The sequence below is a fragment of the Desulfonatronum thiodismutans genome, assembly GCF_000717475.1.
Classification (GTDB): domain Bacteria; phylum Desulfobacterota; class Desulfovibrionia; order Desulfovibrionales; family Desulfonatronaceae; genus Desulfonatronum; species Desulfonatronum thiodismutans.
Genome location: NZ_JPIK01000021.1, coordinates 1 through 26,725 on the forward strand (window position 1 = coordinate 1; position 26,725 = coordinate 26,725).

General features: G+C 57.7%; 22 protein-coding genes. 19 read left to right on the forward strand and 3 right to left on the reverse strand.

The genetic code is table 11. The features are described from left to right. Positions 1 to 39: 39 nt before the first annotated feature. Entirely contained in the window at positions 40 to 2,190 is a 2,151-nt protein-coding gene (locus GY33_RS0115465; RefSeq protein ID WP_031388200.1) for a methyl-accepting chemotaxis protein, read from the reverse strand. A 25-nt stretch (positions 2,191 to 2,215) separates the two neighbouring features. Continuing rightward, positions 2,216 to 2,698, reverse strand: coding sequence for a chemotaxis protein CheW (locus GY33_RS0115470; RefSeq protein WP_051822745.1), 483 nt, complete (start codon positions 2,696 to 2,698; stop codon positions 2,216 to 2,218). A 486-nt stretch (positions 2,699 to 3,184) separates the two neighbouring features. On the opposite strand from GY33_RS0115470, the gene GY33_RS0115475 reads away from it, so the two are divergent. The 14 genes from GY33_RS0115475 (at position 3,185) to GY33_RS0115545 (ending at position 19,957) form a co-directional block, all read left to right on the forward strand. Beyond that, on the forward strand, positions 3,185 to 3,979 hold the full coding sequence (locus GY33_RS0115475) for an amidohydrolase family protein (protein WP_031388202.1): 795 nt from the start codon (positions 3,185 to 3,187) through the stop codon (positions 3,977 to 3,979). A 328-nt stretch (positions 3,980 to 4,307) separates the two neighbouring features. Beyond that, a complete protein-coding gene (locus GY33_RS19370) occupies positions 4,308 to 5,297 on the forward strand; it encodes a GGDEF domain-containing protein (protein WP_051822707.1) in 990 nt (329 codons plus the stop codon). Between the two features lies 1 nt (position 5,298). Further along, the gene (locus tag GY33_RS0115485; protein ID WP_235185541.1) at positions 5,299 to 6,135 is read left to right on the forward strand and encodes an HD-GYP domain-containing protein; all 837 of its coding nucleotides are present in this window, start codon (positions 5,299 to 5,301) and stop codon (positions 6,133 to 6,135) included. Positions 6,136 to 6,992: 857 nt separating this feature from the next. Beyond that, positions 6,993 to 7,202 (forward strand): hypothetical protein, encoded by a 210-nt coding sequence (locus GY33_RS0115490; RefSeq protein WP_199221549.1) that lies wholly within the window; start codon positions 6,993 to 6,995, stop codon positions 7,200 to 7,202. A 487-nt stretch (positions 7,203 to 7,689) separates the two neighbouring features. Beyond that, on the forward strand, positions 7,690 to 8,406 hold the full coding sequence (locus GY33_RS21370) for a hypothetical protein (RefSeq protein WP_031388205.1): 717 nt from the start codon (positions 7,690 to 7,692) through the stop codon (positions 8,404 to 8,406). Positions 8,407 to 8,498: 92 nt separating this feature from the next. Then, positions 8,499 to 9,215 carry a hypothetical protein gene (locus tag GY33_RS0115500; RefSeq protein ID WP_031388206.1) on the forward strand — a complete coding sequence of 239 codons (717 nt, stop codon included), beginning with the start codon at positions 8,499 to 8,501 and terminating at the stop codon, positions 9,213 to 9,215. A gap of 138 nt (positions 9,216 to 9,353) precedes the next feature. Next, positions 9,354 to 10,523, forward strand: a complete 1,170-nt coding sequence (locus GY33_RS0115505) for a type II secretion system protein (protein ID WP_031388207.1) — start codon at positions 9,354 to 9,356, stop codon at positions 10,521 to 10,523. A 433-nt stretch (positions 10,524 to 10,956) separates the two neighbouring features. Further along, positions 10,957 to 12,012 (forward strand): type II secretion system protein, encoded by a 1,056-nt coding sequence (locus tag GY33_RS20000; RefSeq protein WP_051822708.1) that lies wholly within the window; start codon positions 10,957 to 10,959, stop codon positions 12,010 to 12,012. Positions 12,013 to 12,371: 359 nt separating this feature from the next. Beyond that, on the forward strand, positions 12,372 to 14,621 hold the full coding sequence (locus GY33_RS0115520; protein ID WP_031388209.1) for a type II secretion system protein: 2,250 nt from the start codon (positions 12,372 to 12,374) through the stop codon (positions 14,619 to 14,621). Positions 14,622 to 14,828: 207 nt separating this feature from the next. Further along, the gene (locus tag GY33_RS0115525; RefSeq protein ID WP_031388210.1) at positions 14,829 to 15,083 is read left to right on the forward strand and encodes a DUF4282 domain-containing protein; all 255 of its coding nucleotides are present in this window, start codon (positions 14,829 to 14,831) and stop codon (positions 15,081 to 15,083) included. 281 nt (positions 15,084 to 15,364) lie between these two features. Next, a complete protein-coding gene (locus GY33_RS0115530; RefSeq protein WP_031388211.1) occupies positions 15,365 to 16,963 on the forward strand; it encodes a hypothetical protein in 1,599 nt (532 codons plus the stop codon). Next, positions 16,938 to 17,483, forward strand: coding sequence for a hypothetical protein (locus GY33_RS0115535; RefSeq protein ID WP_031388212.1), 546 nt, complete (start codon positions 16,938 to 16,940; stop codon positions 17,481 to 17,483). The genes GY33_RS0115530 and GY33_RS0115535 overlap by 26 nt, the downstream gene beginning before the upstream one ends. A gap of 79 nt (positions 17,484 to 17,562) precedes the next feature. After that, positions 17,563 to 17,943 (forward strand): hypothetical protein, encoded by a 381-nt coding sequence (locus GY33_RS0115540; RefSeq protein ID WP_031388213.1) that lies wholly within the window; start codon positions 17,563 to 17,565, stop codon positions 17,941 to 17,943. A 235-nt stretch (positions 17,944 to 18,178) separates the two neighbouring features. Next, entirely contained in the window at positions 18,179 to 19,957 is a 1,779-nt protein-coding gene (locus GY33_RS0115545; protein ID WP_031388214.1) for a type II secretion system protein GspD, read from the forward strand. 372 nt (positions 19,958 to 20,329) lie between these two features. On the opposite strand, the gene GY33_RS0115550 is transcribed toward GY33_RS0115545, so the two are convergent. Continuing rightward, complete coding sequence (locus GY33_RS0115550) at positions 20,330 to 20,614, reverse strand: hypothetical protein (RefSeq protein ID WP_031388215.1); 285 nt, start codon at positions 20,612 to 20,614, stop codon at positions 20,330 to 20,332. A 107-nt stretch (positions 20,615 to 20,721) separates the two neighbouring features. Here GY33_RS0115550 and GY33_RS21565 point away from each other — a divergent pair, with 107 nt between their 5' ends. From GY33_RS21565 to GY33_RS0115575, 5 genes are all read left to right on the forward strand, one after another. Continuing rightward, a complete protein-coding gene (locus tag GY33_RS21565; protein WP_153304591.1) occupies positions 20,722 to 20,991 on the forward strand; it encodes a hypothetical protein in 270 nt (89 codons plus the stop codon). 145 nt (positions 20,992 to 21,136) lie between these two features. Continuing rightward, positions 21,137 to 22,315: a type IV pilus twitching motility protein PilT gene (locus GY33_RS0115560; RefSeq protein WP_084185221.1), complete on the forward strand. Its 1,179-nt coding sequence runs from the start codon at positions 21,137 to 21,139 to the stop codon at positions 22,313 to 22,315. A 3-nt stretch (positions 22,316 to 22,318) separates the two neighbouring features. After that, complete coding sequence (locus tag GY33_RS0115565; RefSeq protein WP_031388218.1) at positions 22,319 to 23,989, forward strand: GspE/PulE family protein; 1,671 nt, start codon at positions 22,319 to 22,321, stop codon at positions 23,987 to 23,989. A gap of 401 nt (positions 23,990 to 24,390) precedes the next feature. After that, the gene (locus GY33_RS0115570) at positions 24,391 to 24,765 is read left to right on the forward strand and encodes an endonuclease domain-containing protein (RefSeq protein ID WP_031388219.1); all 375 of its coding nucleotides are present in this window, start codon (positions 24,391 to 24,393) and stop codon (positions 24,763 to 24,765) included. A gap of 382 nt (positions 24,766 to 25,147) precedes the next feature. Then, a complete protein-coding gene (locus GY33_RS0115575; RefSeq protein WP_031388220.1) occupies positions 25,148 to 26,353 on the forward strand; it encodes a type II secretion system F family protein in 1,206 nt (401 codons plus the stop codon). Positions 26,354 to 26,725 lie beyond the last annotated feature (372 nt).

A 26,725-nucleotide genomic window follows, 5' to 3' on the forward strand; every position in this document is an offset into this window, starting at 1 on the left:
GCAACCCCGAAAGTTGAGTCCGTAATCAATCGGGACTTTTCAGCCGCTCTTCATCCGTTGCACCAAATCCTGCAACTCTACGGCCTGCTGGGCCAGTTCGGAGATGGCCTGGGCCGACTGGTTCATGACCTCGCTGGTTTCCGAGGATATCCGGTTGATGTCCTCCACCCCGCGGTTGATCTCCTCGCTGGTGGCGGATTGCTGTTCCGCGGCCGTGGCGATGGAGCGGACCTGGTCCGCGGCTTGCTCGGCCAGGGCCAGGATTTCCCGCAACGCGTCCCCGGACTGGTTGGCCAGTCTGGTGGCGTCCCCAATGGCACTCACGGACTGATCCATGCCCCGGATGTTGGCCTGGGTGCCCTGCTGAATGGCGGAGATGGCCTCGCCCACTTCCTTGGTGGCGTTCATGGTCTTCTCGGCCAGTTTGCGCACTTCGTCGGCCACCACGGCGAACCCCCGCCCGGCATCCCCGGCCCGGGCCGCCTCGATGGCCGCGTTCAGGGCCAACAGGTTGGTCTGGTCCGCGATGTCCTCGATCACGGTCATGATCTTGCCGATCTGTTCGGCCTGGCGACCGAGCTGATCCAGGTTGTTCTTCATCTCCTGGGCCTGGGTCTGCACCGTGTTGATAGCCTTGACCGAGTCGCTGACCACCTTGGCCCCGTCTACGGCCTTGGTCCGGGCCATGTCCGACGCTTCGGCGGCCTGGGAGGCGTTTTTGGCCACTTCCAAGACCGTGGCGTTCATCTCCTCCATGGCCGTGGCCGTCTCGCCGGTCCGGTTCGTCTGCTCCTCAGCCCCTCGGCTGGCCTCTTCCACCTGGGCCGAGAGTTCTTCCGAGGCCGAGGTCATGCGTTCCACCACGCCTTCGATGTTGGTCGCGGCCTGAAGCATGCCGTCGCGCTTGGCCGTTTCGGCCTGGGCTCGGGCTTCCTCTGCTTCCTGGGTGGCGACCTGGGCCTTCTCGGTCTCCTGGCGGGCCAGTTCGGACTGGTGTTCGGCCTCCTTCATTTTGGAGACCAGGGCAGCGACCATTTTTTGAATATTCTGATTCAACTTGCCGATCTCGTCGTTCTGATCAATATTCGAGCGAGCCTGTAAATCGCCCTTGGCCACGGCTTCGGAAAAAAGCATCAAGCCCTGAATGGGCTTGGCGACCAGGTAGCGATTCAGCAGGAAAATCAGGCCCAAAAGAATCAGCAGGCCCGCGACGCCCTTGATCACGCTTAGATTCACGGTGCTTTTGGTGTCGGCCATCAGCGTGTCGATGGGCGCGGTGATGGCCAGGGACCAGGGGGTCTGGGTCCGTCCGATGTTGATGGGCGTGAAGACGAAGTATGTCGTCAGCCCCGTGGCCAGGGATCTGCTTTCCTCAATCCTGCGCCTGCCCTGACGAACATCCCGGTCCCGCTCTTGGGCGTCGGACCGGACTTCCAGGATCGATTTGCCGATCTGCTCCGGGTTGGGGTGGGCCACGTACGTGGTGTTGTTGGAAAAAAGAAAAGCGTAGCCTTCGCCTAAAGGTTTGATGGTTCCCACCATGGCCTGGATTCGGTCCGTGCTCAGGTCCACTCCGGCCACGCCGATGACCCGACCATTCTCCAGGATGGGAGCGCTGACCGTGACGAGCAGGGTCTCTTTGCCTCCTACGTTATAGTAGTAGGGATCAATGATCGCTTCCGCGCCGGAATTTCTGGCCTTGAGATAATAATCCCCCGGTCCCGGCTTGTCGTAGTCTTCCAGCGGAGCGACGGAGATCACGTTTCCGGACCGGCTGGCATAGGGGATGAAGCGCCCCGAGGCGTCATGCCCGGGCGCATGGGCGTAGAGCCCGTCCAGGCCGTCAAAGGCGTTCGGCTCGAAACAGACCCAGACACCGAGTACGTGCTGGTTTTCGCGCAGCACGGTCCGTAATATTTCCACGCCGGTCTCCCGGGACGCGTCGCCCGAGTTTTTTAATCCCAGCAAAGCCGCCCCCAAGTCCCCGGCCCTGTTTAACTCTACTTCCAGGTACGCCCGGATTTGCTCAGCCCCGATGCGCCCTTCCATGTCCATGGCTTCATGAACCCTGTTCAGGGAAATTTCATGGAGAGCGGTCGAGGACGACCAGATGATGACTCCGAAAATAATCGCCGCGGCAATGCCAACCGTCAACGACACCTTCATTCCGACGGAGATGCTTTTCAGCATGGTGATTGCTCCTTCCAGGTGCGGGTTAGATGCCCGAAAGCATACTCTGTTCGCCTCTGCTTAATAAGTGGTCCAGGTCCAGTAAGATCAGGAGTCTGTCCGCCAGCTTGCCCACGCCGCTGATATACTCGGATTCGATCCCGGAAATGATCGCCGGCGGCGGTTCCACGGTGTTGGCCGGGATGCGCAGGACTTCGGAGACGGAATCCACCACGAAACCGACGATCACCGTATTGATTTCCAGAACAATGATCCGGGTCTGGCTGTCGTGTTCCTGGGAGACCATCCCGAAGCGCTTGCGCAGGTCGATGATCGGGATGACCTTGCCGCGTAGATTGATCACGCCTTCCACGAAGTCCGGGGCTTTGGGCACCCGGGTGATCCCCATCATCCGGATGATCTCCTGAACCTTGAGGATCTCCACGCCGAACTCCTCGTCGCCGATGTGAAACGTGACCAACTGCAGCAACTCATTGCCCACACCTTTGTGAGCCGCGGCTTCCCGCATTCTGAACCCCCTTTTTTTGTTCGGCTGGAGGCCGAAGGTAAATTGAAGGATTATCAGTCCGTTGAAAAACTCCCAATTGCTGCGTCGCCGCGAAAAGTTCAAACTCTCACGTATGAATAAATACGTTTCGACCTTGAACTTTTTTTTGCTCCTTGCACCTGGGGTTTTTGAACGGACTGTGGATAAGGACTTTCTGAACACTCAGTTATGACAGATATCGTTTATATTATCACAGGAGACGACAGTGTACAGCCCGGATAATGTCCAATTTTTATCATTTTTTCGAGGCGGCATGAATACCGTGAGAATGGCATCGGCGGGCAGGGCGGACCGGGGCTCGGCGGAAGGAATTGGTTCCGGTTGACAAGCAATCCTTCTTTGACTGATAGCCTTCCGGTTTCGCGATCTCCCAATCGCCCGCTGCTTTACGCAAAGCGGGCTGTTTTTTTCACGAATAACCAGGCCTTGGACCATCACGCAACGACCATGCGCACCGACTGGCACACCCACGCCTTCCACCCCAAGATTGCTCACAAAGTCCTGGCCCAATTGCACGCCCATTACGGGATACTTCCCGTGGGCACGGGGTTGCCCGAGGATTTACTGTTCCGGTTGCGGCGGGCCGGGATCGACAAGGCGGCGGTGCATACCGCGGCCACCACCCCGGATCAGGTCGTGCCGGCGAACAACTGGTCCATGTTCATCCAGGCCGAGCATCCCGAGTTGATCGCCTTCGGAACCCTGCATCCCGGGTTCGCGGGTTGGGAACAGGAACTTGTCCGCCTGGAGGGGGCCGGGATCAGGGGCCTGAAGTTTCATCCGGACTTTCAGGGATTCCGGCTTGACGATCCGGTCCTGCATCCGTTTTTCGAGGCCATCGGCAACCGGTTCGCGCTCATGTTTCACGTCGGCGACCGGCTTCCTCCGGATCTGAATCCGTCCAGTCCGGCCAAACTGGCCAAAATCCGCCGAGATTTTCCGAAACTGACGATCATCGCGGCGCATTTCGGCGGCTATCTGCATTGGGAACAGGCCCTGGAGGTCCTGGCCGGGACCGACGTGTATCTGGACACCTCCAGCTCCCTGCGGTTCATTCCCAAGGATCTCCTGCGCGGACTGCTGCGCAAGCATCCCAGGGAACGGCTGCTGTTCGGCAGCGACTACCCACTGTTCGACCCCCTGGACGAAATCCGGCTCCTGGAAACCAAGGCCGGGATGCGCGAGGAAGAGATCCAGGCGGTGTTGGGGAACGGGGTGTTTGAGGGGAGAGGAAAGGGCTGAGGGGGGGGGCGTTCGTCGTTTTTTCGTTCTTTGTTCTTCGTTTTTTGGCGCGATGGGAGTGGAGTCCGGCTGGTGGCTTTGCTTGCTCAACCAATCAACCCGCGCCGGATTGACGGTTAGTGCCCCAACACCTCCGCAAACCGCCAACGACGAACAAAGAACGAAGAACAACGAACAAAAAACAAGAAATTTTGTGCCGAGATATTGAAAGTTGTTTTCAAATTTATTGACAGTCGACTTGTTTGCGAATAGGTGCTTTTTGCTGGTTTAGGGGCGTATTGAGTAGGGTGAGTGAGCGGAATATGTGTTGCAAATCAAGGATAAACTTATGTCGGATGTATCCATGACCGTGGACAAGCCCGGTGCGGCGACGCGGCTGTACGACGCGTTGCTTCGGCCGGTGGTGGACTTTGTCTACGGGTGGAGCGTGACCATCAAGGTTCGGCTGCTGCTCATCGCCCTGGTCGTTCTGCCGTCCATCGGCGGGCTGATCTTGCTGGAATCCCGCCCGGCGGACCTGCAAACCTACTTCATCATCGCCCTGGTCGGGACACTGGCTTTTATCGGCCCCCTTTCCAGGGGCGTGGCCGACTATCTGGTCATGCGCGATCTGCGGGAGGTGGAGCGGTTTTGCCTGAAGCTCAAGGGCGGGAATTATCACGTCAAGTTTGATTTGCCCGCCCAGGTGGACGAGGAGCGGGACGTTCTGGTTCTCAAGCGTAACCTGAACTGGATGGCCCATGTCATTTCCCGCCGGGAGATGCAGTTGGAGGCGGAGCTGGCCAAGACCCACAAGGATCGGCTTCGTTTCGCGGATATGTCCATGCGGGATCAGCTCACCGGGTTGTACAACCGGCGGGGGATGGAGGAAAAGCTGAGCGAGTTGGCCCATGAGGCCAGAACCACGGAACGTCCGCTGACCATGCTCTTTCTGGACGCGGACAAGTTCAAGGCGGTCAATGATACTTACGGCCACCAGGCCGGGGACGATCTGCTCCGCAACCTGGGCGCGATTATTCGCGCCAATGTCCGGGATGGCGTCGATGTTCCGTTCCGCTACGGCGGCGACGAGTTCGGCGTTCTGCTGGTGGGCATCGATTTGGAGCGGTCCGAGGTCATCGCGGGGCGTATCCTGCGGGCCTACAACGAAATTCGGATTGGCGAAACCAGCCTGAGCATTGGCGTCGCGACAATGATCAGGACCGAGGACGGGTATCTCGACGACGCCGTGCGGATGCTGTCCTCCGCGGATCAGGCCGCCTACGAGGCCAAGCGCAACGGCGGAAGTCGCGTAAATGTGCACAAGGAGCGCGGATAACATGTTCATGGAGTCGGAAGTTTTCCATTCGCGGATGGAGTCGATGGGAGGCGGGGCCTCGAACAAGGTCGGAGGCGATGCCGGGATCTGCGAGTCCCTGCACCAGATCGCGGCTTCGCTGGGAAACGCCATCGATGCCAAGGACCACTCCACCAGTTTCCATTCCCGGCAGGTGGCCGATCTGGCTCGTTGCCTGGCCCTGCGAGCGGGCATGTCCATCCATCAGGCCGAAGTGATCCACATTGCCGGCCATCTGCACGACATCGGCAAAATCGGCATCCCGGACGAGGTGCTGTGCAAACGCGAGCCCCTGACCGATACGGAATGGGCCATGATCCGCCAACACCCGGCCACCGGGGCCAGAATCGTCGGCCCGGTGCATATCATGAACGGGTCCACGGGCATCGCCAAGATGATCCTGCACCATCATGAACGTTGGGACGGCCGAGGCTACCCGAATCGGTTGCGTGGCGGGAACATCCCCTATGGGGCCCGGATTCTCTGTCTCGCGGACAGCTTTTCAGCCATGATGGAATCCCGCGCCTATCGGAACCGGCTGACCCTGGGCGGCTCCATCGAGGAACTCCGCCGCAACGCCGGAAGCCAGTTCGATCCGGAACTCTGCGGGCTGATGGTCGACATGCTGCTGGAAGCCGAAGTGGCGGACGAGTGCTGTACGTTGGATTTGTTGGTCACCCGAATCATGTGTGAACGGGTGCTGCGCAAAACCGACGTGCGGACCGAATCCGCGTCAGAGCAGTGTCCGGGCGCTGATTATCGCTGCCATGTCTGCACGGGCAAAGGAGCTGGCAAGGCAGGGCTGAGGGATGAGACCTGAGACCTGAGACCTGAGGGCTGGAGGAGGCGTTTTTGGTTTGTTCTTCGTTCGTTGTTCTTGGTTGGGGATTGGAGGATATGCGAAGGTTGAGGTGGAAAGTTGAATCCCCAAGGAATCGCGGACTAATCCCCTCCTGGGAGGGGTCAGGGGTGGGTTGCCGGGTGGACGTTGACCGCCGAGACCACACCTCCAGCACGACAAAACCTTAACCCACCCCTTTATCCCCTCCCAGGAGGGGAGCTTGCACCGTGCTTCCATCCACCTCCCAGCTCGACCACAATAACATTACCCAGTTCCCAACCAACCGCAATCCATTCCCCTCCTGGGAGGGGCCAGGGGTTGGTGGCGGGTGGACGGGGTGAAGCGAACGAAGAACCACGAACGAAGAACAAAAAGTCACTGGTCTTGAAAATAATTTTCAAATCGCTTGACAGGTTTTTCATTCCGGGCTAGAGGTACACTCGAATTTGGTCACGGATCGTTCTACGGGTTTCGGACGCGCAAGCGGTCGCGGAGCAAGTGGGGGCGGGACGACGGCACATATGTGGGGAAAAGATTCTTTTTCCCTGTTGCGCCGTAGTCCCGCTTTTTTTTGTGTCGGTACATTTTCAGGCTATTCCGCCCGGATCGGCAAGGGCGGGCGTCTTGTTCTGCTGTGGGTATGGTGGAGATTAACGGAAACAGGAAAATGATAATTGGAATCCTTACCTTGTATGTATAAAGTGCAATCCGTTCGAATGATCTACTCTGGTGCATCGTCCGGCCCGCTCGGTCGACCCGACTGTTCACATCACGCGTCCAGGCCGAACCCGGTTCAGAGTTCGGACAATGGGCGGGAAACGAAACAGGAGACGGGCGTGACCAATGTATTGCGCGGAGTGCATACTCCGATCCTCGAAAAGATCCTCGAACTCTATACCGACCTCTATCTCCACGACGGTTTCGGGACCGTCACCGTGGAGATGCGCTTCCTCAGACGGGGTCAGAAAGAAATCATCGTCAGCAGCGGCAAGGAATACCGCTTCGTGGTGGACTGGCCGGAAGGCGCTCGCGAGGAGGGGAAGTGATGCGCCCCTCCATGTCTCCCGCGAACAGCCGTTCCCTACCTCCCAGATCGTCCGTCCACCCGGGGCGACCTTCCGTAACGACGATGACGAGCGGCAAGTGGTGCGTACCGTTGATCACCGGCAAATCTGTCAGGCAGACTCCATCAACAATCCATCCCGACAGGTACGCACCACACGACCGGCGCTCCAAAACCCCCACGCCGAAACAAAACGACGCTCCTCCATGCGTTGTTTTGGGAAGCGTGGGAACGGGGCGTCGGTCGTGCCGGTCGATCAATAAAGAGAGGGCTGAGGGATGAGACCTGAAACCTGAGGGCTGAAAAGATTGGGCTCAGGAGTCAGGGGTGAAAGTGGGGATGATTTGGAATTGTGTGGGGGTGAGCGAGGTTTGGCGGGGATGAAACAGCGGATAAACATGATACCGCAAACCAATTTCAGGTTTCGTTCCTTTGTTCACCTTATTTCACAGTAAAATCTCGGAGGATTTATGTGCGGGTTCGTTGGTTGTTTTCGTGGCGGGGTTGTTTGTTTGGTCATGGCCGTGGTGGTCGGGTTGGGGAGTGTCGTTGGGGCGGCGGAGAAGAAATATCCGGCTTCGGCTCTGAACACGCCTCCGATTACCGTTGTACAGGATGGAGAGATTCGTTCCATCACCATGACCGACGCCTACGATTATCACGGCAACGCTTGCCCAGGGGCGACCATGGGCTTCATGGCCATGCGTTATGGGTTGGAGTTGTTGTTTGGTGAAGAAACTCCAAATTTGAACGATTTGCTATTGATCAGCAGATCCGCGGGCGGACCGATGGATTTATTTGATCTGGCCATGAAAGGCGAAGACCAGTCCCAGCGCACCTGGCCTCCCGCCGGCATTGAAATGGGAGCTGAGAATTTCGTGTTTCAATTCTATCGCAAGTCCACGATGCAGGGTGTGACCTTTGGTCTGAAAGACGGGTTGTGGCCGTCGGACTGGTTTGATTTGCGCGAAAAGGCCAAGGCCGGAACCATTACCGAAGCCGAGGCCGAGAAGCGTAAAAATGATCGCCGCTCCGTCATTGAGAATTTCCCCAGTACGCCCCCTCAGGAGCTGTTTACCGAGCCCGAGGTCTTCACCTTCGTCGCCTGGGGCCATCTTGAACAGGGTGAGATGGATCGGTTGATTCGGGAACAGCGGCGAAAAGCCCGTGCGCAATCCGATGAATAGCTGACGCGAAGGCGTCGATGTTGTGACTGGAAAGCATGATTGGATGGCCGACGTTTCGTCACGGATCGATCAATACGAAAGGAGTAAACGGAATGACGGTGTTGCAAAGGAAGACGGTGGGGGCTGGTTTGCTGAGTTTGGCCTTGATTTTGGGAACGTGGATCTCGCCCGGCCCGGTCTTTGGCAGTAAATATCCGGCTGAGATAGAGAACCTGCCGCCCATTACCATCGTCAAGAACGGCCAGACGCGACAATTGGCCTTGACCGATGTTTTCGAGTTTTACGGCAACAGCTGCATGAGTTCGTCATCGGCCTTTCTGGCAACGAGTCATGGTTTGCGGGTGCTGTTCGGCGACGAGCCCGCGGATTTGGCGGACTTGGTGATCGTTACGCCGTCGGCGGGTGGAAGCATCGACTTTCTGGACCTGTTGATGCGCGACGACCCCAGGCAGCGGACCTGGCCGCCCGCCGGGATCAGCGGCGGCGCGGAGAACTTCGTGTTCCAGTTCTACCGCAAGTCCACCATGCAGGGCGTGGTCGTCAAGTACAAGGACGGCTTGTGGCCCGCGGACTGGTTCGATCTGCGCGCCAAGCAGAAGGCCGGAACCATTACGGATGCCGAGCGACAGCGGCGCGTCGAGGCCCGCCGGCTTGTGCAGGATGTTTTTCCGACCATGGCCCCTGAAGATCTGTTCGAAACGTCCGACGTATTCACCTTTGTTTCCTGGGGGCATATCAACCCCGGCGAACTGGACAGGCTTGGCCGGGAACAGCGCCGCGCTGCCCGGGCTCAGGCCGCGGAGCAATAGGCGGCCTGAAAGAGAAAAGTTTCGAAAAACGGTATCGGCCGGTGCGGGACTGGCGATGAAGAGGCAACGATTTCTATCAAGCGGCTGCGCCGTGGTCCGTGGGGGATCGACGCGGAAGCACGGAAACGGAGGTTTGTCATGACAGGCTTGAGGAAGCGGTACAGGCGAGGAGAGCAGGGCTTCACCCTGCTGGAAATCCTGGTGGTGGTGGCTATCATGGGCTTTTTGGTGGCCATGGTCGCGCCGCGGTTCGCGGGGGTCACCGAAGGGACGGTTCAGGTTGTCGGCGACACCAGCAAGAGCAGGGGAGACCAGATGATTTCGGCGTTCTATGAGCAAAAAAGCCGTTATCCCAGTGGACTGGTCAATCTGGTGATGACCGATGGTGATACTTTGGCGGATGCCCGCTACCAGATCCCCTACGTGGACAACGAGGATCCCGGAGACGGGCCCGAGGTGCTGCGCTTCAACCACAACAACAACCACAAGTTCATGATCCATATTCTGAACGATGCCGAGGCAAAAGAACTGCGCAACCTGGGCGTCAGCCGGATGTACAACCTGAACCAGTACGGCGAAGTTTTGGGGTCGTCTTGGAATGGGAGTACTGTTGAGGCCGGGGACACGGTGGGAAGGAGAGCTGATGCCACTCATACCGAGCGAACTTACAATTGGAATAATGTTGAAGTGGTTGCGGAAAATGCCAAGCGACCGCACATGGAGGCCGTGGTGCCGCGTGAAGGCGTGGGCGTGGCCATGTCCATAGTCGGGTTCGAGGCGGATGACGCCACGGAATTCTTATATGTCGGTGCTCCCCGTCCGCCGTCCGCTCCCCGCGCGGACAGTTTCGGGCGTATCGTGTTCGGGCTGGGACCGGAAACCGAACTGGTCACCAGCGGCATGGCCTCCAATGCCGGCCGCACCCCGGTGGCCACCACCACGGAAAACTACACCTGGGACGGCTACTACATCCTCATGCCCCGGCTGACAGCCACTTCCGAGCGGCTCAAGGCGGCCACGTTCGCCAATATCGTGGACACCAACTCCGCACGGAACCTCCCGGCCAACTTTAATGATCCCGCAAACCCCAACCGCGGGCAGATCGTTGCCGTGGGCTATCCCGCCGGGACAAATTTGACAGCCGGAGAGATTGTTAACGGTCCCGGCGTGATCCAGGATGGTGTCGCCCAGTACGCCAAGCGGGTCGTTGATCTGCTGGAACCCCACGCGACCTGGGATTTCGCTTCCATGCCCACGGAGCAGGATTTGCGCTGGAGCTTGGTTTTTAACGTGAGTGAGTTGCCGTAAGGCCTGGGATATAGTGCTGAGGACTGAAACCTGAAAAGATAGAGATTAGGTTGAGGGTTGAGGCCTGAAAAGTGTGGATGATTTGAAATTGTGATGGAGAACGAGGTTTGGCGGGATGAAACAGCGGATTATCATTATACCGGAAACCAACTTCAGGTTTCAACCCTCAAGTTTCAGGTTTCAGCCCTCAGCCCTTTCTTTTCATCCCTAAAGGAGGTGATGCCGACCAAGTAAAACGCTTCCCCTGTCGCGGCGAGGGACCGGAAGGGGAGAGTTGGTGGGGAGGATTTGAGTACGTCAGGGATGACGTAGGCGGGGATTCTCTTCACCGGCCTGGAAGATTCGAGTTCGTGGTTATTTTGTTTCGCGGTAGACTCTGGGGGTGAGTTGCTGCTCCATTCAAACCCTCATTATTGAATACGGAGTAAACCAAATGTTGAAACGGAAAATGAACCGGAAAAAAGGACAGCAGGGCTTCACCCTATTGGAAATCCTGGTGGTCGTGGCCATCATGGGCTTCCTGGTCGCCATGGTCGCCCCGCGCTTCGCGGGCATCACCGACGGCACCATCGACGTGGTGTGCGACACGAACCAGCAGCGGATGATCTCAGCCCTGTCCGCGTATAGTGAACAGAAAGGCAGACTGCCCGGCGGCATGGTCAACCTAGTGGATGAATCTGATGATGGTGCTGCATACTTCCGGCCTACCCACACAGGCGAACTGGAATACCCGGACGAGGGCCAGGCCACATTCTTCGAGGAGTTCTTTGATCGCAACCTGTTCCAGGTGCATATCCTGGACGAGGATGAGGCGAAAGAACTGCGCGCCATGGGCATCGGCTCTGTGTACAACCTGAATGCCTACAACTATGAGGGTACAATCGGTAGCCATACTAACGCCTATGCTGCGGATGATCCCGTTGCTGAAGGCGACCGGGAGTCCACCCTGCGTCGTGTTGGAGTTTCCGAAGGCCTGGGCGTGCTCATGGTCGGCATGGGTGCTGAAGATGTAGATGCCGACCTGACCGGCCCCGGCGTGGTTACGACTGCCGGCGTTCTTAATTCTGACTACGACGAATGGGGCAACCCGGATTGGCTCGGCCGCATCATGCTGGGCATCGGCCCGGATTCCGACCTGATCAAGGAAGGCATGATCTCCGCTGCCGGCTTGTGCCCCGGCGGGATCAACAAAGACGATGTGCATTGGAACAACTACAACGTGCTCCTGCCTCGCCTGGAAGCCACCGTTGCTCGCTACGACGACGACATGATGACCTACCTGTTCGCCAAGGCCAACGGCGGCTCCTATCGTGAGTTCGACCTGAAAGAAGCCCAGGCTGGCTACATGTTCATCACCCAATGCCCGGAAGGCCATCGTTTCGCCACGGCTGAGGAGTTCGAGGAATGGGCGATCTACGCCGCCGCTGACGATACTGAAGCTGCCCGCACAGCCGCTGAAGAAGCTTTGGAAGAATTCTTCGAAGACTAGGCTGGATATAGACCTGACCTAATCCTCCATTCCAACCTTCAACCCCGCGGGAGGAGCTTTCCGGCTCCTCCCGTGGATTTTGAAAATGACTTGCTTTTATCTTTGCATGCCACCCAAGAGGGGGATTGTTCGCCTCGTTCACCTCGTACGAGTCCTCCAAGCGGTTTCTCCTTCTTGGGTGAGATGAAGAGATAGGGCTGAAAAGATAGGGCTGAGGGCTGAAACCTGAGACCTGAAGAAAAGATAGGGCGGAGGGATGAGGGAATGGAGCAGGGGGGCGCGCGTAGGAATTTCAGGTTTCAGCCCTCAGGTTTCAGCCCTTTTTTTAACAACGAACGAAGAACGACGAACATACCAACATGAAACCCAACGGCTTCACCCTCCTGGAAGTCCTCGTCGTGGTCGGAATCATGGGCCTTATGGCGGCCATGATCTGGCCCATGCGGGGGACTTTGGACGACTCGCAGCGGGAGCGGGTGACCACCGAGAAAATGGACTCCATCGTTGAAGCCATACTCGGACATGATCAGGTCAAGGATCCGTACGACATGAGTCGGATTATTGGCGGGTATGTAGGGGATATGGGGGAGTGGCCGGATTTGTATGAGCCGGGGGGCTCGGGCCTGGGAGGCGTGCGTGGAGCATTTAACGAGGCCGGGCGCTTCCAATGGCTACCGTTCCAGAAAGTGTCCGACACAAAGAAGGAAAGTCTGGGCCAGCCCAGAGGGCTGTGGACCAGGTATCTCACTGATAAGACTTCGCCGGATATCACAGGCGACGACTGGAAAGGCCCCTACCTAACTCCGCCTGTGACCCGTAACCCGGCCCTGGGAAGGCACTATGCCAAGAATCAGGCGGAATACGAGGGATTATATCCAACGGACCGTGAATATTTTCACCTCCTGCAAGGTAATGAACAGCTCACGGACGGTTGGAACCGGGCGTTTCGGTTTTTTATTACGGATAACGGCGAAACATTCTGCATTGTCTCACTGGGGCCGCGCGGATTTGGGTACGAGGATGATGGTTATGGGCAGGACTGCGACCCGGATTCCTCAGAAAACCAGGGCAAGATTGTCAGGGCGTTGCATAAGAGCGACTGGAAGGCGGTAAAGACCCATTCCTCCCGCCGGAGCAGCGTTACCACCAAACTGATATTTCTCACCGAAGACCGAATCGAACAAAACATCGTCCGCGCCCTGATCGGCGAATCCCCGTCCGGCCCGAATACAGGGTATACCGGGGATCTGCTGGATTGGCCGGAGCTGTTTAATTATGTGTGCAGGTTTGATCGGGATCCCAACAGTTTGGAGACAACCGGCGGTCACCCCTATCCCTGCGACGGAACTGTCTGCATGGAGGTCGGTGGCACAAACGAGTGGGAAGTGCAGCCCGGCGAGGTCCGTGACGAGAACGGTGACATCCTCAGCGGCAGTTATGTTCGGGGTACTGCAGGCAGTATAGAGAGCCGAAATTGCCTGCGAGTGGAAGGGGCGCTTCAATGCACCAGCCAGAACAGTCAAACGGTGGGCTTTGATTGTGATCTCCCCAAGGGCATTTGGGAGCGTCAATGGCGTGATCCGAATTCTGCCACAACAGCCGACTACACCTACGGCCAACCCCGTGGAATGTGGGACAGGGAGAGTATCGAGGATCCAAGTTTACAGAGCACTGATAATGGCATTGGCTGGCGCACGCCGTACATCCCCAAACCCATAGATAATCATGCAAAGCTTGGACAGGCTGAACCTGAGGAGTACCTCTCCGATGCCTTTGAACAGCCCCTGCACTTTTTCAACCTGGACAATAAGGACGCCTTCCTGATTCTGTCCGGCGGGGAGTCCGGCGGGTTCTTTTATGATTATGGGGGCCTCGGAGAAGTTTTTGAATTCCCTCAAAGGACGTTCGATTATAGAGGGCTTGACCCGAATGAAAGTATTGCCAAACGCATTGAGCTGACTCAGGAATACCTGGAACGCAAAAAACAGAACTTCAAGATTGATGATTATAAGCCGGATTCAACAGAAAAAGTTGATACGCCGTCGGGTGCCGGCTTCTACGACAACACGGACAATATACTGCGGGTCGTTTATCGCGAAGAATGGGATCGCGGGTTTTTAACGGTGGATAATTTGTGGATTGATAATTTGAGCGCGTCAGACCTCAATAGTATTAAATGCAGGTTGTACGGGGTGCTGGATTTGAATGGGGTTCCTCAAGGCGGTTTAGGTGATGGTTTTGTGGAGGTGGCTTGTGGAGGAGTTGGGGTAGCCACAGGTAATCCCGATGAGTTTTATTGCAGTTTTAATACAGGTGTTCTTTACCAGCCCGGCGGCAGCGGCCCATATGCTTGGTTAATTGGGTATCGGCTTTATGGTTCGGCAATGTATGTGAACGACGCAAATATTAGGGTTTTTCGCTACACTTCCGACAATAATGTTGGTGAACCCCTTCCAGGAACTGCTGTTACCGGCGGGAGGTATCTGGTTTGCGAATACAATGATGGCACTAATCAAAAACGGTGGGAAAAAATTATTCCCGCGTTTGGCCATCCCTCTAAGAAGGCAGAGATACAGAATTTGTATTTGGACGGGTCGCGGTTTTGGTAGGTGCCAGTAGGCCTTTAACCCACCCCCGACCCCTCCCAGGAGGGGAGTGGATTGCGGATTCGCGGGTGTGTGGGCCTTTTTTCGATGCATATTGATAGAAGGATGCGGAGCACGGCGTAAATTCCCCTCCAGGGAGGGGTTAGGGTTAGGGGTGGGTTCAAACCCCGTGTTGCGCCGTCGATCAACCATAAAAAAGAGAGTATACTCATGTATGACGTTCTGTATTTCGACAAAATGTTGACACCAAAGATTATTACTCTCGTCTATTGGTTACTGCTTTTCGTCGCAGTATTCAGTGGCTTGGGGTCAATGTTTGGAGGACATGAAGGGTTTACCGCTGGAAAGTTTCTTATGGGGTTGGTATATGCTGTTGGTGGAGCAATAGCCGCAAGAATCTGGTGTGAGCTGATGATTGTTTTGTTCAAAATGAATGAGGCGCTTCAGGAATTGCGTCAGAAGTAATTCTAATAAACTCTAATTCGTTTTGTCAGTCATCGTTTATAGTTTTTGAAGCTTGTATTTTTGTGGAGCAGTGGTGATTCGTGTACCCACCCCCGGCCCCTCCCTGGAGGGGAATGATGCACAGCCAGCTCGAACAACCACTCAGCCCTTTCTCTCAACAAACAAAGAACGAAGAACGATGAACGAAGAACGATGAACAACGAACAACAAGCATTTACCAAACGAACAAACACCACACTTGGCATCGTCGGCGTTCCAAGGGTGAAGATAGAAAAATCACTGTGTTTTTCAAACTGAAAAAGTCTCGCATTTCCCCCTCCAAAATCGGTCGTCCGAGTTTCTCCAGGCTCCTGTCCCGCCTGCCCATGCCCGGCACCTTGTGTCTGGGCGTGGAGTATGTGGAAGACGAGGTTCGGGCGGCTTTGGTTCGGGCCAAGGGTCGGGAGCGGGAGATTATGGAGTTCGTGGCGGTCAAGGCACCGGAAGCCGGTGATGATCTGCCGGGCATCGCCCAGCTCCAGGAAATCCGCAACCGCCTGAACTGCAAACAAAACATCCAGACCGTGTTCGTCACGCCTCTGGCCCGGTTGGTAGTCCTGCCCATGAACCGGGAGCGGGTTCTGAGCATGCGCAGCCATTTGCTGACCGAGGCCGTGAAGTGGGAGGCCGAGACGTATACCGGCGTTCCCGGGCACCAGTCCCTGGCCGGGGTGGAGGTGGAGAAGCTCCGTGTGGAGCCGGGGCAAATCCGGGAAGAGCTTGAAGAGATCATGGTCCAGGTGGCCGTGCTGGAACAGAACATTTACCGGGCTGCCAGGGAGCGTTTCCGGATGGCCGGGTTGAAGCTGGCCCGGGTTTATCCCGGCGAGGTCTGCTTTCATGTGCCCTTGTTGTATCAGCACGAAGAGTCGGACCGGGGCGTGCTGGAAATCGGCGCGGCCTCCTCGGGGTTCGCTCTGCTACGAGGCGGCTCGACCCTGGCCATCAACGCCATGAACGTCACGGCGGAGATGATCCGGGCGCACCTGGACGGGCGGACCATGACGGACCTGGAAGACAGCTTGCGCTTCAATTTCGGACAGGCGCCGGGGCCGCTGCCCGTGGCTCTGACCGGGGTCGGGGCCATGGATCATCGGATCGTGGCCTTTCTGCGCACCCTGGCTCCTACTGGAGTTGAACCGGTGCTTTTGCAACGCACCTCCGGCCTGACCGCGGCGGGCTCGGAAGAAGGGCCGATGTTCGCCACGGCCGCGGGCGCGGCCATGCGCGAGTTGGGCGGCAAAGGCATGCAGGCCATCGGCATTTCCGACGCCGTGCCCCCGGCGGTGCGCATCCGGCAGAGCATCTACCTGATGCCCTTGGCCGCGGCCTCGTTTCTCTTCGTGGTTCTGCTGGGGCACAATCTGCTGATGCGCTATCAGGAAAGTGATCTGTCAGAGCGGCGCCGGGACATCGAGGCCCAGCTCTCCGAGCGCAAGAAGGAGCACGACGAGGTCAAGCGTCTGGAAGGCGACATTCAGAAAGTCGAGGAACAGGTCAGGGAGCTGCGGCGGCAGGTGGCCTATGTCAGGGACGAGTGGGACAAGCCCTTACGGGATCGCATCAAATTGTACGAGGCGTTGATTCTTCATCTTCCCATGACCGTGGCCTTGTCCGACGTCCGTGAAAACCAGCGCGAGCCGGGGCGGATATTTGTATCCGGCGAGGCCGTTTCCGCTTCCGCGATTCTCGAATACGCGCTGCGATTGCGGGAGGACGCCGGGCTGTCCGTGGTCGTGCGACGTCTGGAGCCGCAACAGCAGGCGCGAGGCAAGGGCGCGTCCCATCGGTTCGAAATGCACCTGGAGGCGGGAAGTGGCTCGAAAGCTGACCAAACTTGAAAAATTCGGCCTGATCGCCGCGGTGATCACGGGCATGCTGTTCTTCTACCTCAAGCATGTCTACGACCCCCAACAACGAGCCCTGGTCCGGGCCAGGGAGCAACTGAACCGGAGCATCACCCAGCTCAATGAGATGCAGGCCGCGGAACAGCCGTTTCAATTGCGGCGGCGTTTGGAAAGCCAGCGAGAGACCTTGGCGGAACTGGAGCAGGAACTGAATGTGCTGGACATCCGCGTCGGCGACGAGGAAGCCCTGATTCGCGCCCAGCACTGGGCCTACCAGGAAATGGAGCGGCGTAACCTGCGCGTTTTGAACGTGGTTCCCCAAAGCGAAGTAAAGAAGTTCTTCACCTGGCGGGTGTTCAGGGTCACGGCGGAAGGGGATTTCGCGGGGTTCATAGCCCTGCTGCGGGATCTACGCTCCCACAGCACGCCGATGCTTGTGGAACAGGTCAGCATTTCCAGGGAGGACAAGCCCTGGGTTTTGAGAATTGTCATGGATTTATGGATCATGGGATAGTGCCCGCTTCAGTCTTGTGGCGGAGCGCTCTTGGACTTGATGGACGAGTCAATAATTGCAGATAACGGGAATCATGGTCATGTCTGTTTTGAACCGATCTAAAACTATTGCCGGGTTTGTCGGCGTGTTCGTCGTTTGCCTGATGTTCTACTGGACCCCTCCAGCTCAGGCCCGAGAGCCGTTTTTCAGCCCCTCGCCGCCTCTGGAAGCCTACGACTTTCCCAAAGCCGCGGACGAGGTCAAACTGCGCGGCCTGCTGCTTACGGAGGATTCCTTCCGGGCCGTGGTCTATATCCGGTCCTTGCGTGGGTATCGGGTGCTTAAGCCTTTGGACCGACTGGAAGTGATGGTGGACGGACTGCGGCACGAGTTCCGGGTGGAGGGCATGGGGGAGCGTCGTTTGGTGCTGCGTGGGCAGGACGATTACTGGTACGAGATCGGGGTGGAAGAGCGTGAGTAGGCATATTCTTCCTTTGGCAGGGGCTCATGATGCAGACTTTGATGAGGCCAGCCCTCAACCCACCCCTGACCCCTCCCAGGAGGGGAATTTGGGCTCTGCTGTTCGTGTTGCATCAGACATTTCTTCGATAAAGAAGCACCATGCTTCCGCACAACCGCGAATCACTCCCCTCCTTGGAGGGGCCGGGGGTGGGTTCAATTCAGGCTTTCCCCTCCTGGGAGGGGTCAGGGGTGGGTTGTTCCTTCTCGTTCTCTTGCTGTTCCTCCTTCCCGGCTGCAAGACCGTTCAGCCTGCCGCTGATCTTCGGTACGCGCCGTCGGTGCCCGTGCTCCAACGCGACACCGAGCCCATCGTGCGCATTCCGCAAAAGGAACCGGATATGCGCCGGATCAGCTCCTATCAGCCAACGGGCCAGGACAGGGTGATGCGTCCAGGGTTCCGGCATCCGGCGGGCAAGCAGAAGATAAAGGAAATATTTTTTCAGGACGTGCCTCTGGAGGTCGCGGCGGAACTGCTCAACGAAGTGGGCGGGGTGAACTTGATGCTTCAGGGGCCGGTAGCCGGGAAAAAGGTTCGCTTGTTTTTGAAGGACGTGGATTTGAGTACGGCCGTGGAGGCCCTGCTGCGTGGCAACGAACTTTGGTTCCGTACGGATGGCCGAGTGACGGCGGTGATGAGCGAAAAAGCCTTTGCCGACACCATGGTCTTCCAGCGTTCTGAGAAAATTCAGGCCTTTTTCATGCGCTATACCAACGCCAAGGATATGGCGGCTCTTCTGGCCACCATGCTCGGGCCGGATGTGGAGTACAAGGAGATAAGCGGAGAGTCGGTCTATGGCCACCTGGAGGCCCGGGCCGTGGGCGCGGGGGCCACGACCGGCACGACTTCGTCGGCGCTGACCGATGACGAGCGCAAACTGTTGGTTCAACTAGGCGAGGCAGAGACCGTCTCCCAGATCGAGGACGCCGCCAGCACCGTTGGACGACGTCTTCCTGCCGTGATCACCGTTTTCAAGAAAAACAACTCTATAGTGGTTCGCTCCACGGACGAAGGCTTGTTGCGGCACATCACCGGCCTGATCCGTGAACTGGACACCCCGATCCGGCAGGTGTTGTTGGAGGTGAAGATCGTCAGGCTGGATCTGGGGGATGGGTTTGAGTCATTTTTTCAGTTTCCTGAGGTTATTAACGAGAGTTTTCTTGATCAAGGAGGATTATGGGCACAATATGGGACGCTTGGCGGCGTTGACGCTCTAACTGCAAACACTTTCTCATTTGTTTTTTCAACAGAAAAACTTATGGGGCGTCTCCAATTGTTCGCCAATGAGAATCGTCTGAAGACCATTGCTTCACCATTCCTGATGTCCGCAGACAATGTCGAGGTTCGCTTCTTTGTTGGCCAGCAGATTCCGCTACGTACCGGGGTGACAAAGGAAACTGTGCCAGTGACTGAGACAACAGAGCGGGTGATCTTTATCCCCGTGGTGGATATCGAAGAAATCGGCACTGACTTGAAAATCAAAAGCTTCATCAACGCGGATCGGACCATCACCATGGAGATCGAGGCGGACATTGACCAGCCCAATCTCGGAGTGAACAGCATCACCCTGATCAACGACTTCACCGGCCAACCAGTGCCTTTTCCTCTGGACGGCATCGACAAGAACGAGTTCAAGTCGATCCTGGCCGTGCCCTCAGGCAACACCGTGGCCCTGGCCGGGTTCATCCGCCTAGAAGACCAAGATTTCGAACAAAAAGTGCCTTTTCTCGGTGACATCCCTGCCCTGGGCTACTTGTTTAAGAAGGTAGAGCGTCGGGCCTTACGCAAGGAAACCGTCATCCTGATCACCCCCCACATCATCGCCGCTCCAGACGAAGGCCCGGATACCACCCGTCGATTCCTGGAACGCAGCAGCCGGGTTTTGGACGAGGCGGAAGAGGCGTGGGAGCGGATGATTCCCGAGGGGCGGCTTTTTAAGCCGGTGGAAGAGGGGAGCGTGATGGGTGAAGAGTGATGGGTGAGATGTTGTTCCGTTCTTTGTTCTTCGTTCAGAAAACCCACCCCTGGCCCCTCCCGAGAGGGGAATGGAATGCGGTGGCTCGGGGATTGGGTGGAAGGGTTGGGCTGGTTGATATCGGATTGGCATCGGGAGCGCGGAGTAGTTCCCCTCCTGGGAGGGGATAAAGGGGTGGGTTGAGGGACTGTCGTGCTTGAGGCGTGGTTTGGGCAAAGCAAGCCCACATGCCAACCCACCCCTGGCCCCTCCCAGGAGGGGATTTGAATGCGGTTCGTGGGCATTCGGACTTCTACTCCAGACCTCGCAAATTCGCGGAAACGACGAACGACGAACGACGAACACCGTTCGCGGAACGGCGAACAAACAGCATCAAATCGCCGAGGACGATACCCTGTCGTTGGCATATTTGTGGATGAGGGAGCTGATCAATGTTTGGTATGGGATGCCTTCCCGGATGGCCTTGGCCTTGATTTTTTGGATGTCGGACTCCAGCAGGCGGATGCTGATGGCTTTCTTTTTGTTGATCGTCTTGTCGACCAAGTAAGAAAATTCTCGCATCTCCGCGGCCATGTCCGGAGGCTGTTGATAGTCGTCCCGATGGATCGATTCGATAAGTTCTTGCTCTTCCTGATCCAGGTAAGGGATGTTATTCATGATTGAGGCTCCTTTTCAAGAAGGTGAGCGTATTTCTTATGGTATTTTCTGTCAGGATAAATGGTCTTCAAAAATACGACGGATTCGCTTTCCACGAAGGGAACAATATGAACATACCCATTGAGGTCAACCACCAGAATTTTTTGATGGGGGTACCTGTCTCGGCGAGGGTGGACTTCTATGGCCAAGAGTCTGTTTTCCTGGACAGCCAGCAAGACGTCCTCGAAACAAAGGCCACGTTGTTCCAGAAGCCGCGAATTTTTTCCCTCGCTCCAGAGAAGTTTTTTCAAAGTTCAAGTCTCCTTTTGAGATATGTAATGAATATACAGGGTGAATACAAGAGAGGGGAAAGGATAGGGCTGAAACCTGGAGGCTGAAACCTGAAGATTTGTCGAGTCGACCTCTGCTCCGTTCCCCTCCTGGGAGGGGCCAGGGGTGGGTTTGCCCCTTCAGGTTTCTGGTCTCATCCCTCACCCCTCTCTTTTCAGGTTTCAAGTTTCATCCCTCAACCCTATTTAACCCATGACAACCATCACCCAACAAATCATAAATGAACACAAGCCGGACAGCATGGAAGAGTTGCTGGCCAAGACCGTGGAACTGGATGCTTCGGACCTGCACCTGACTTACGGCGAGCCGCCGGTGTTCCGGATGGGAGGGGATTTGCGGCCCATGAGCTGCGAGGCCTATGCCCATGAGGAGATTCGGGCTTTGCTTGGTCAGGTCATGCCGCCGCGTTACGCAACGGTGCTGGAGGAGAAGCGTTCCGTGGACTTTGCCGTGAGCAGCGCCTCTGTGGGGCGGTTCCGATTCGCGGCGTATTATCAGCGCGGGGCGCTTTCCGTGGCCATCCGCCTTCTGGCCAAGGGCATCCCGGATTTTCAGAGCCTGGGCCTGCCGGCGAGCATGTCCCGCCTGCCTACCTTTCGGGACGGGCTGGTGCTGGTCACCGGCGTGACCGGCTCGGGCAAATCCACCACCCTGGCGGCGATCATCGACGCCATCAACCGGGCGGAGCGCAAGAACATCATCACGGTGGAGGACCCCATCGAGTACGTGCACCAGAACTGCAACTGCATCATCAATCAGCGCGAACTGCACACGGACGTGCATTCCTTCCCCGACGCGCTGCGCGACTCCCTGCGCGCGGACCCGGACGTGATCCTGGTGGGCGAAATCCGGGACCTGGACACCATGCGCACCGCGATCATGGCCGCGGAAACCGGGCACCTGGTCTTTTCCACGCTGCACTCCAAGGACGCCATGTCCAGCGTGAACCGCATGGTGGGCTCGTTCCCGGCCGGGGAACAGACCCAGATCCGGCAGCAGCTTTCCTCCACCCTGCGGGCCGTGGTTTCCCAACGGCTGCTGCTCCGGGCGGACAAAAGCGGGCGGGTTCCGGCGGTGGAACTGATGTTTTCCACCTCGGGCATTTCCAACCTGATCCGGCTGGCCAAGGACGACATGATCTACTCGGCCATCGAGACCGGACAGTGCGACGGCATGCAGACCATGGAACAATCCCTCATCAGCCTGATGGAGGCGGGATTGATCTCCAGTGAAACAGCCCTGCTTTCAGCTAAAAACCAGGAAATGATGCGCAACCGCCTGACCTTGCGTGGTCTTTTGAACAACGGGACATGCACGATCAGGAGCCGGGTTCGCCCGGTGCCTTCAAATGTCGGAAACGGAGCCGGATAGACAATGATGACTCGCGGCGACCGCTTTGGCGGCTACCTGGTCCAGCAGGGCCTGATCACCTCGGAGAACCTGGAGCATGTTCTGTCCGTACAGCGGGTGGTCCAGGAAAAAATCGGGCAGTTGTTGATCCGGGAGGGGCTGCTCACCGAGGATCAGGTCATGCGGGCCTTGTCCGACTTTACCAAGATTCCTCTGTACACCGGAAACGGGACGCCCACGGATCCCCGCGTGGTGCGACTGATCCCCGAGAAAATGGCCCGTCGGGCCGGGGTGATGCCCCTGGTGCGCAACGAGGCCAATGAACTCTTGCTGGCCTGCAACGGTCCGGTGCCCCGGGCCATGCTTCAGAACATTTCGCGTCTGGTCCGGGCTCCCGTGCGTCTGGTTCTGGTCACGGAACGGCAACTGCGCAAGATCCAGCAAATGGCCTATGCCCGGGAATTCGACACCAAGATCGACTTCCGGACCCAGTCGGTGAACGGCGAAGATCTGAACGCGGTGGTGGAACTGCTGGAGAAGCTGATGGTCCGGGCCATTTCCCAGAACAACGTGTCGGACATCCACTTCGAACCGCAGATGGACGGCTTTCTGGTCCGCTTCCGCGAGGACGGGATGCTGCGCCGGGTGGAGTCCCTGCCCGCGGCCATGGGCCAAAAGCTGATCTCCCGGATCAAGGTGCTGGCCAACTTGGACATAGCGGAGCGTCGCGCTCCCCAGGACGGCTCCTTCGCCTTCCAGCCCACGCTGTTGAAGGTCGAGGTGGAGGCCGTGAATCTGCGCGTGTCCATCCTGCCGGTGAACTACGGTGAAAAAGCGGTGCTCCGGCTTTTGCCGCCCCATGACGAACAGATCTTGCTGGACTCCCTGGGCATGGACGAAAAGAGCCTCACCAGGTTCAAGTCCATCCTGCGCTCCCCGCATGGTCTGATCCTGGTCACCGGCCCCACGGGGTCGGGGAAGTCCACGACCCTGTACGGGGCTCTGCAACTGTTGCGCTCGGATACGACGAACATCACCTCTCTGGAAGATCCGGTGGAACTGACCCTGCGCGGCGTGAACCAGACCCAGGTGGACGGCGGCGTAAGGCTGGACTTCGCCTCCGGGTTGCGGTCCATCCTGCGCCAGGACCCGGATATCATCATGGTCGGCGAGATCCGGGACACGGACACCCTGCGGGTCTCCCTGCGGGCCGCCATCACCGGCCACCTGGTCCTCTCCACCCTGCACACCAACGACGCGCCCAGCTCCTTTTCCCGGCTCCTGGACATGGGCGGTGAGGCCTTTCTGGTGGCCGTCTCGGCCCGGGCCATCCTGGCCCAGCGCCTGGTGCGCCTGGTCTGCGCCCACTGCAAACAACCCCGGCCCGTGAACCGGGCCGAACTGGACATGCTGGGCCTGCGGGACACGCCCGAGGGCGCGTTCATGATCCACCGATCGCTCGATGGATGTGATCTGTGCAACCACAAGGGCTACAGCGGCCGGGTCGGCCTGTTCGAATTGCTGGTGGTGGACGAGGAACTGCGCGAACGCATTATGCACGGCGCCACAAGCCACGAAATCGCCCGCACGGCCAGAGCCGCCGGCAACTACCGTTCCCTGCTGGAAGACGGCGTGGACAAGGTGAAAATGGGTTTGACCACGCCGGAGGAGATTATGCGGGTGACCATGGAATGAAAAAGATAGGGTTGGGGGGATGAGACCTGAAACTTGAGGTACCCACCCCTGGCCCCTCCCAGGAGGGGATTAGTATGCGGTGGCTCGGAGATTGGGTGGAAATAATGCTTGTTGGCTAAAGTTTTACGCGAGATGCACGGAGTCGTTCCCCTCCTGGGAGGGGATTAAGGGGTGGGTTGAGGGATTGTCGTGCTTGAGGCGTGGTTTGGGCAAAGCAAGCCCACATGCCAACCCACCTCTGGCCCCTCCCTGGAGGGGAATGGAATGCGGTTTCGCGCTGATCGGTGGCAATGATGGCGGGGTGATTTCGGATTTTCGCGAGGAGCACGGAGTAGTTCCCCTCCTTGGAGGGGCCAGGGGTGGGTTGAAAGTCATTGAGGTTAGCAGGTATTCACCGTCAGATGAAAACACCAAAAATAATCCCCTACAATCCCAAGCTCAAAGAACTGGCCAAAAAATTACGCAAGAATATGACCTTCCCTGAAGTGCTCATCTGGAGCCAACTCAAACAAAAAAAGATGCTTGGATATGATTTTGACCGACAGCGTCCTATCAACGACTACATCGTGGATTTTTATTGCAAGGAACTGATGCTGGCGATTGAAATTGATGGAGCGTCCCATGAGTTTGAGGAGGTCTGGAAGAGAGATACGTACCGCCAGGAAAGACTTGAATCTCTTGGCGTGCGTTTTTTACGTTTCCGCGATGACCAGGTCAAACGTGATCTCGAGAGTGTGATGATGAGTATTCAGCGTTGGATTGAGGAAAACAGGTAAGAATGCCAACCCACCCCTGGCCCCTCCCAGGAGGGGAATGGAATGTGGTTTCGCGGGGATTGGGTGGAAATGTTGGCGGGGTGACTTCGGATTTTCACGAGGAGCACGGAGTAGTTCCCCTCCAGGGAGGGGATAAAGGGGTGGGTTTGTTGGATTGGGGTACTTGAGGCGTGCTCAGGGCAGTGAATGCTCCCACGCCAACCCACCCCTGGCCCCTCCCTGGAGGGGAATGGAATGCGGTTTCGGGGGGATTCGGGTTGTAATTTCTACCTCAACAATAGCAGGTAAAGAAGCGGTGAAGTAACAATAACGACGAACGACGTACGAAGAACAAAGAAACGCGGCGCAGCCGCAAACGAAGAACGAAGAACGAGAAAACATCATGCCCTATTTTGACTGCCGCGCCATGGATTCGGGCGGGAACATGATCCGGTTGCGGATCGAGGCTGAGAGCCAGGGGGCGGCGGCGGCTGAGGCGCGGGCCAGGGGGGTGACCCTGATTTCCGTGGAGGAGGCCGGGGTCGGCGGGGGTTTTGGAGCGTTCTCACCCACGCGGTTTCTGCCCGTGACCACCAAGGACAAGGTGCTCCTGTTCCGGATGCTGGCCACGCTGGTCAAGTCCGAGGTCACGGTGACCCAGGCCATCCGCATTCTGCACGACCAGACCGACCGAATGAACGTCAAGGCCGTGCTGGCCGAGGTCCTGTCCAGGGTCGAGGGGGGCTCGCCGCTTTCCGATGCCCTGGCCCACCATCCGCGGGTGTTCTCGCCCATGATGGTGAACCTGATCCGGGCCGGGGAAATGGGCGGCATTCTGGACACGGTCTTTCAGCGCATCGCCGACTATATTGAACGCCGGTCCTCCCTGCGCAAGAAGCTGATGATGTCCTTCTTCTACCCGGGCATCGTGCTGGTTGTGGGGTTGGGCGTGGTGGTGTTCATGGTTCTGTTCGTGATTCCCCGGTTCATGGGGCTGATCCAGGGCAAATTGCCGCCCGTGACCCAGTTTTTGATGGATTCCACGGCTTTTTTGCAGGACAACGGGCTGAACATGCTCATGGGGTTGGGGGCCGGGATTGGGGCCTTGGCCGTGATGCACGCCGTGCCCCTGACTCGGTATTACCTGGATCGGTGCAAGGTCTATCTGCCCGTGGTCGGTCCGATCATCCGCCTGGGCGTGGTGGTCTCTTTTTCCCGGACGTTCAGCCTGCTCCTGGAGAGCCGGATTCCCATGGTGGAAGCCCTGCGAGCCACCAGCGCGACCATCCCGAACACGGCCGTGAACGCATTTTTGGACAGGACCGTGGACCGGGTCATGGCCGGAGAGCCGCTTTCCGTCACCCTCAAGGAAAGCTGGGCCTTCACGCCCATCACCATGTCCATGGCCAATATCGGCGAGCACTCCGGACTGATGAGCGAATCCATGCTCACCGTGGCCGAGGTGCATGAAAGGCTGTTGGAGGACAAGATCGCCCGAATGAGCGCCATGGTCGAACCGGCCCTGATCCTGACCCTGGGCGGCGTGGTCGGGCTGGTGGTCTATGGACTGATTTCCGGGATGCTGGCCATGTATGCCGGATCGATGTGAAAAGGGGAGAGGGCTGAAACCTGAGACCTGAGGGAACCCACCCCTGGCCCCTCCCAGGAGGGGAGTGGATTGAGGTGGCGAGGGGATTGGGTGGAAGTATTGGCGGGCTGGCTTCGGACTTACGCGAGGAGCACGGCGTAGTTCCCCTCCAGGGAGGGGATTAAGGGGTGGGTTGAGAGGTGTCGTGCTCGGGGCGCGATTTCGGCAGTGAATGCCCAAACGCCAACCCACCCCTGGCCCCTCCCAGGAGGGGAATGGTCCGCGGTACCCTGCGGATTCAGGCCTTCACTCAACTTGCGTATTTCCGACGCTATCCGGCGAAGAACCAAGAACAACGAACATTACATAAGGAGTTCACATGTCGATTCTACG